General features: G+C 69.5%; 5 protein-coding genes and 1 pseudogene. 4 read left to right on the top strand and 2 right to left on the bottom strand.

Features of this window, described 5'->3' with window-relative positions; translation table 11 throughout:
• Positions 1–214: 214 nt before the first annotated feature.
• Positions 215–1,201 (bottom strand): type I pantothenate kinase, encoded by a 987-nt coding sequence (coaA, locus tag WBL05_RS03095; protein ID WP_424223653.1) that lies wholly within the window; start codon positions 1,199–1,201, stop codon positions 215–217.
• Between coaA and glmS the strand changes: the two genes are divergently transcribed.
• From glmS to WBL05_RS03080, 3 genes are read left to right on the top strand one after another with little or no spacing between them, the layout of a single operon-like run.
• Entirely contained in the window at positions 1,200–3,047 is a 1,848-nt protein-coding gene (gene glmS, locus WBL05_RS03090) for a glutamine--fructose-6-phosphate transaminase (isomerizing) (RefSeq protein ID WP_424223652.1), read from the top strand. The genes coaA and glmS overlap by 2 nt on opposite strands.
• Positions 3,044–3,418, top strand: coding sequence for a holo-ACP synthase (locus WBL05_RS03085; RefSeq protein WP_424223650.1), 375 nt, complete (start codon positions 3,044–3,046; stop codon positions 3,416–3,418). The genes glmS and WBL05_RS03085 overlap by 4 nt, the downstream gene beginning before the upstream one ends.
• Before the next feature lie 47 nt (positions 3,419–3,465).
• On the top strand, positions 3,466–4,866 hold the full coding sequence (locus WBL05_RS03080) for an NAD(P)H-hydrate epimerase (protein WP_424223655.1): 1,401 nt from the start codon (positions 3,466–3,468) through the stop codon (positions 4,864–4,866).
• Here WBL05_RS03080 and WBL05_RS03075 read toward each other — a convergent pair.
• Complete coding sequence (locus WBL05_RS03075; protein ID WP_424223649.1) at positions 4,815–5,951, bottom strand: glycosyltransferase family 4 protein; 1,137 nt, start codon at positions 5,949–5,951, stop codon at positions 4,815–4,817. The two genes, WBL05_RS03080 and WBL05_RS03075, sit on opposite strands and share 52 nt — an antisense overlap.
• Before the next feature lie 108 nt (positions 5,952–6,059).
• Here WBL05_RS03075 and WBL05_RS03070 point away from each other — a divergent pair.
• Positions 6,060–6,341, top strand: a pseudogene (locus tag WBL05_RS03070) (hypothetical protein); the annotation flags it as partial.

Below are 6,341 nucleotides of genomic sequence, written 5' to 3'. Positions count from 1 at the left end.
GAGCGGAACAAGTCGGCGAACATCTCCTCCGGGAACAGCGCCAACCGTTGCTCAGCCAGGAACGCGAACACACTCCCCGGCTCAAGCAACTCCCCGGCCATCGACTCCGCATCGAACAGATCCCGCTGATCCCGCGATCGCCCCTGCACACGACTAAGGCTCCCGCACCCGGCCCCACCACCCGGGCACAGACACGCACTTGTTCAGCAGTCTCCTAGATCTTGCGGATCCGGACCTCCGAGATCACGTGGTCGGAGCCCTTACGCAGGATCGCAGTGGCCCGCTCCCGGGTCGGTTCGATGTTCTCCACCAGGTTCGGGGCGTTGATGTCGTCCCAGAACCCCCGGCCCAACGCCTTGGCCTGCTCCTCGGGCAACTGGGCCACCTCCCGGAAGTAGCTGTCCGGATCGGTGAACGCGCCGGCGCGCAGCGCCATGAACCGCTCCAGGTACCAGTCCCGGATGTCGTCGGCGTCGGCGTCCACGTAGACCGAGAAGTCGAAGAAGTCGCTGACCGTCAGGCTGGCGCTGCCCGGCGTGGCGGGCTGCAACACGTTCAGGCCCTCCAGGATCAGGATGTCCGGCTGTTCGATGGTGATGTGGCGATCGGGGACGATGTCGTAGACGGTGTGGGAGTAGACCGGCGCCCGTACCACCGGCGCGCCGGACTTCACCCGGATCACGAACTCCAGCAGCGCACGGGTGTCGTAGCTGGCCGGGAAGCCCTTCTTGGCCAGCAAGCCGCGCTCCTGCAACACCGCGTTCGGGAACAGGAAGCCGTCGGTGGTGACCAGGTCGACCTTCGGTTGCCCCGGCGAGCGCCGCAGCAGTTCACGCAGCAGTCGGGCGGTGGTCGACTTGCCGACTGCCACCGAACCTGCAACACCGATCACGAACGGCGTCCGGCTGGGTGAGATGCGCAGGAAGCCGTACGAGTCCGAGTACAACTGGTCGTGGTTGATCCGGTAGAGGTTCAGCAGCTGGGCCAGTGGCAGGTAGACCTCGGCGACATCGGCGGCGTCGGTGGGGTCCTGCAGGCCTCGCAAGCGGTTGATCGTCTCGCTGTCCAGCCGAAGCTGGGTGTCATGAGCCAGTTGGGCCCACGTCGGTCTTGGCAGCGTCACCCACGGACTGGTCACCGTTCTCCTTCGTCGTGGCGCATTGTGCAAGCCTAGCGGCCCGGTCTCTACACTCGTTGCCATGTGCGGAATCATCGGCTACGCCGGACCACAGGACGCCGAGCAGGTGCTTATCTCCGGCCTGCGCCGAATGGAATACCGGGGATACGACTCGGCCGGGATCGCCCTGGTCGCCGACGGCCGGATCGCGCTGGCCAAGCGGGCCGGCAAGCTGGCCAACCTCGAGGCCGAGCTGGACGCCGCGGAGCTGCCGGCGTCCCACCAGGGCATCGGGCACACTCGCTGGGCCACCCACGGCGCCCCCAACGACCTGAACGCGCACCCGCACACCTCCGCCGACGGCCGGGTGGCCGTCGTCCACAACGGCATCATCGAGAACTTCGGCCAACTGCGCACCGAGCTGGCCGAGGCAGGCGTCCAGTTCGCCTCCCAGACCGACACCGAGGTGGCCGCCCACCTGCTGGCCCGCGAGGTGCAACAGGCCGGCAACCTGCTGGCCGCCATGCTGGCGGTGGTCGGTCGGTTGCAGGGCGCGTTCACCCTGGTCGCAGTCGACGCCCAGCAGCCCGACCAGGTGGTCGCCGCCCGCCGCAACTCACCGCTGGTGGTCGGGGTGGGAAGCGGCGAGAACTTCGTCGCCTCGGACGTGCTCGCCTTCATCGAGCACACCCGCGACGTGGTCGAGCTGGGCCAGGACCAGGCCGTGCTGATCACGCCGAGCGATATCACCGTTGTCGGCTTCGACGGCCGGCCCGCGCAGACCAACCAGTACCGGGTCGACTGGGACACCTCAGCCGCCGAGAAGGGCGGCTTCGACTGGTTCATGCGCAAGGAGATCTTTGAACAGCCCAAGGCCGTGGCCGACACCCTGCTCGGCCGCTACTCCGAGCGCGGCGAACTGGTGCTGGACGAGATGCGCGGTATCTCCCAGGAGGACCTGCGGCGGGTCAACAAGATCGTGATCGTCGCCTGCGGCACCGCTTACTACGCCGGCATGGTCGCCAAGTACGCCATCGAACACTGGACGCGGGTGCCCTGTGAGGTGGAGGTGGCCTCCGAGTTCCGCTACCGCGACCCGATCATCGACCCGCAGACGCTGTGCGTGACCATCAGCCAGTCCGGTGAGACCGCCGACACCCTGATGGCGATCCGGCATGCCCGGGTGCAGGGCGCCAAGGTGATCGCCATCTGCAACACCAACGGCGCCACCATTCCGCGCGAGTCGGACGCCGTCATCTACACCCACGCCGGTCCCGAGATCGGGGTTGCGTCCACCAAGGGCTTCCTCACCCAGCTCGCAGCCTGCTACCTGCTCGGGCTGTACCTGGCGCAGGTGCGCGGCATGAAGTACGCCGACGAGATCCGGCTGGTCACCGACGAACTGGAGGCCACCCCGGCCCTGATCCAGCGGATGCTGGACGAGGCCGACCGGGTCTACCAGTTGGCCCACCACCTGGCCGACCAGGCCGACTTCATCTTCCTCGGCCGGCACGTCGGCTACCCCGTCGCCCTGGAGGGGGCGCTGAAGCTGAAGGAGATCGCCTACCAGCACGCCGAGGGATTCGCGGCCGGCGAGCTGAAGCACGGCCCGATCGCGATCATCGAACCCGGCATGCCGGTCTTCGTCATCGTCCCGCCCGCCGGCCGCGACCAGTTGCGTGAGAAGGTACTGAGCAACATCCAGGAGGTGCGGGCCCGCGGCGGCCGCACGATCGTCCTGGTCAGCGAGGGCGACACCGACGCCGAGCAGTTTGCCGACGAGGTGGTCCGACTGCCGCACGTCTCGACGCTGCTGCAGCCGCTGGTGGCCACCGTGCCGCTGCAGCTGTTCGCCTGCGAGCTGGCGACCGTGCTCGGCCACGACGTGGACCAGCCCCGGAACCTGGCCAAGTCGGTGACCGTGGAGTGATCATCGGGGTAGGGGTCGACATCTGCGACGTCGGGCGGTTCGATGCCATGCTGACCAGGCGTCCCGGCCTGTCGGCCCGACTGTTCAACGCCGGCGAAACCCGCCGGCCGGACGGCAGCCCGCGTTCGCCCGCCTCGCTGGCGGCCAGGTTCGCCGCAAAGGAGGCGCTGGCCAAGGCGCTCGGCTCACCGGGCGGGATGTCGTGGCTGGACGCGGAGGTGGTCACCACCGCCGACGGTCAGCCCGAGTTCGAACTCCGCGGGACGGTGGCCGCCCGGGCAGCGCAGCTCGGGGTGGGTAACATCAGAGTGTCGCTCAGCCACGATGGTGGGCTGGCGACTGCTTTTGTCGTCTGTGAGGGGAAATCGTGATCGGGATCCACAGTGTCGACCAGATTCGCACCGCCGAGCAGGAGTACATGGCGGCCAATCCCGACGACGACCTGATGCAGATCGCGGCCGCCAGGGTGTCGGATCGCGCCATGCAGATGGCGACCGAGCCCGGCTTCATCCTGGTCGCCGTCGGCCCCGGCCACAACGGCGGCGACGGCCTGTTCGCCGCCCGCAACCTGGCCCGATCCGGCCACCGGGTGGTGATCTGGCTGGTCACCGGCAGGGCACACCCGCAGGGGGTGGTGGCCGCCCGGCAGGCCGGGATCCGGTTCATCGACTCCCTGACCGTGATGCGGATGCTGCCCGACATCATCCTGGTGATCGACGCGATCATCGGGCTGGGCGCTCGTCCCGGGCTGCCCGAGCGGGTCAACTGGTTCGCCGAGGCCTGCCAGACGCTGTCGATCCCGGTGCTGGCGATCGACCTGCCGTCCGGGCTGACCGCCGACCACCACCAGCGGTCCGCACACCACATGACCGCCGACGTCACGGTCACCTTCGCCGCCCCCAAGCTGTGCCACCTGGCGCAGCCGGCCGCCAGCTTCTGCGGTGACGTCGAGATCGCCGACGTCGGGCTCGACCTGCCCGAGCCGGACATCCGGCAGATGCAGCGGGTCGACGTCGCCAGGTGGTGGCCATGGCCCACGGCCTACGCCGACAAGTACTCCCGCGGCGTGCTCGGCGTCGACACCGGTTCCGACCGCTACCCGGGGGCCGCGGTGCTCTCGGTGGTCGGCGCGGTCTACTCCGGGGTCGGCATGGTGCGGTTCAACGGGCCGAAGCGGGTGGCCGACTTCGTGGTCGACCGGCAGCCCTCGGTCACCGTCGGTCAGGGCCGGGTCCAGGCCTGGCTGGCCGGCTGCGGTTGGGGCCCGGAGAACGGACGCGAACGCCTGGCCCCGATCCTCGATTCGGGGGTGCCGACAATCGTGGACGCCGAGGCGCTGGACGACCTGCCGGGTCAGCTGCCGGGGGGCTGGCTGCTCACCCCGCACGCCGGTGAACTCGCCGCGATGCTCGACACCAGCCGCGCCGAGGTCGTCGACTACCCGATCGAGGCGGCCCGCGAGGCGGCGTCCCGCTGGCGGACCACTGTGCTGCTGAAGGGCGCCACCCAGTACGTCGCCGAACCGGACGGCCGGGTCACCCTCGCGGTGCCGGGCCCGGCCTGGACCGCGCAGGCGGGGTCGGGCGATGTCCTGGCCGGTATCTGCGGGACGCTGATGGCGGCCGGGTTGCCGGCCTGGAAGGCCGCCGCGATCGGCGCCTCGGTGCAGGCGCTGGCAGCCGCCCACCGGCCGGGGCCGTTCCCACCAGACGTGGTGGCCACCGCGATCCCCGAGGTGCTGGCCGGGATGGCCGAGCTGATCGGCCGTCAGGCGATCCTGGCCGGAGCCTTCACGCCCAACTCGATCGCCGCCCAGTAGTAGTCGAGCAGTTCGTCGCTGACCTGCGGCCAGGTGCGATTCTCGACCCGCGCGCGGGCGGTGCGTCCAAAACTGGCCCGCTTGAAGTCGTCACCGACCAGGTCGGCCACCCAGTGCCGCAGGTCGCGCAGGTCGCCGGGCTGGTACAGCCAGCCGTTGTGCGACGGCTGGATCAGGTCGATCGGCCCACCACGCCGCGGTGCGATCACCGGCAGGCCGGACGCCTGCGCCTCCTGGATCGCCTGACCGAAGGTCTCGAGTTCGCCCGGGTGAACGAACAGGTCCAGGCTGGCCAGGTGGCGCGGCAGGTCGTTGCCGGTTCTCATCCCGACGAAGACCGCATTGGGCAGGCTTACCTCGAGTTCGGCGCGCATCGGGCCGTCACCGATCACCACCATCCGGGTACCCGGCAGGTCGGCCAGCACCGCCAGGTCGGCAACCTGCTTCTCGGCGCCCAGGCGTCCCATGTAGCCGATCACCACCTCGCCGTTCGGGGCCCACGAATCGTGCAGCGCCCGGTCGCGCCTGGCGGGGTTGAACCGGCCCGTGTCGACACCACGTCCCCAGACGTCGACCCGGGAGAAGCCCTGCTCGAGCAGCTCATCGCGGGTGTAGCTGGACGGGGCCAGGTTGATGGTGGCCATGTTGTGCAGCTTGCGCAGGTGGTGCCACAGCAGCGGTTCGGCCGCCGGGTAGCCGTACTCGACGGCATACTTCGGCACCTCGGTCTGGTAAAGCGCCACGCTCGGGACGCCAAGTCGGGCAGCCGCCAGCACCCCCTTGTAGCCGAGCACCACCGGCGCGGCCAGGTGCACCACGTCGGGTGCGAAGTCGGCCAGGTGCTTGCCGACCTGGGCGGTCAGGGTGGCCGACAACCGCATGTCCGGATACCACGGCAGCGCCAGCGACGCGGTGGTGATGACCGGGAAGCCGGCATAGCTGTCGGGCACCCCGCGCGGATCGTTCGGCGCGACCACCAGTGCCTGGTGTCCCCGGCGTCGCAGGTGCTCAAGCGTCCGGAGTACCGAATTGGTCACTCCATTGACGGAAGGGAGAAAGCACTCGACGACAAACGCAACGCGCACCTGACCATTCTAACGCGTTCCTTTTCAAGTGATTTTCGCCCGCCTGGCAACCCGGCAACCACAAGGTGAATTCCGTTGGCTCGGCCGGGCCGCGTAGACTGGCACGCCGTGATCGAACAGGTGGCCGACCAGCCGACGTTGCGCATCGCAGGCCCGGCGGACGCCGAAGGGATGCTGCGGATACTCACCCGCGCCTTCCGGGCGCGGCCAGCCCTCGACCCGCCGGCGGACGCGCTGTCCGACACCCTCGCCGACGTGCAGCGCCGGATCGCCCAGGGTGTGGGCATCGTGGCCAGCGACCACACCGGCGACATCGGCTGCCTCTTCCTGGCCCTCGACCCCGACGCCGACCCGCCCACCGGCATGCTGACCCGGGTCAGCGTGCTTCCC

This window comes from Brooklawnia sp., assembly GCF_049651565.1.
Taxonomy (GTDB): Bacteria; Actinomycetota; Actinomycetes; order Propionibacteriales; family Propionibacteriaceae; genus Brooklawnia.
Note: the sequence above shows the minus strand (reverse complement) of the source record. Positions and strands in the feature narration are given on the sequence as shown.

Coding starts and splice junctions, on each gene's coding strand:
- glmS (WP_424223652.1), top strand. CDS start 1,200: ATGTGCGGAATCATCGGCTACGCCGGACCACAGGACGCCGAGCAGGTG.
- coaA (WP_424223653.1), bottom strand. CDS start 1,201: ATGGCAACGAGTGTAGAGACCGGGCCGCTAGGCTTGCACAATGCGCCA.
- WBL05_RS03080 (WP_424223655.1), top strand. CDS start 3,466: ATGGCGGCCAATCCCGACGACGACCTGATGCAGATCGCGGCCGCCAGG.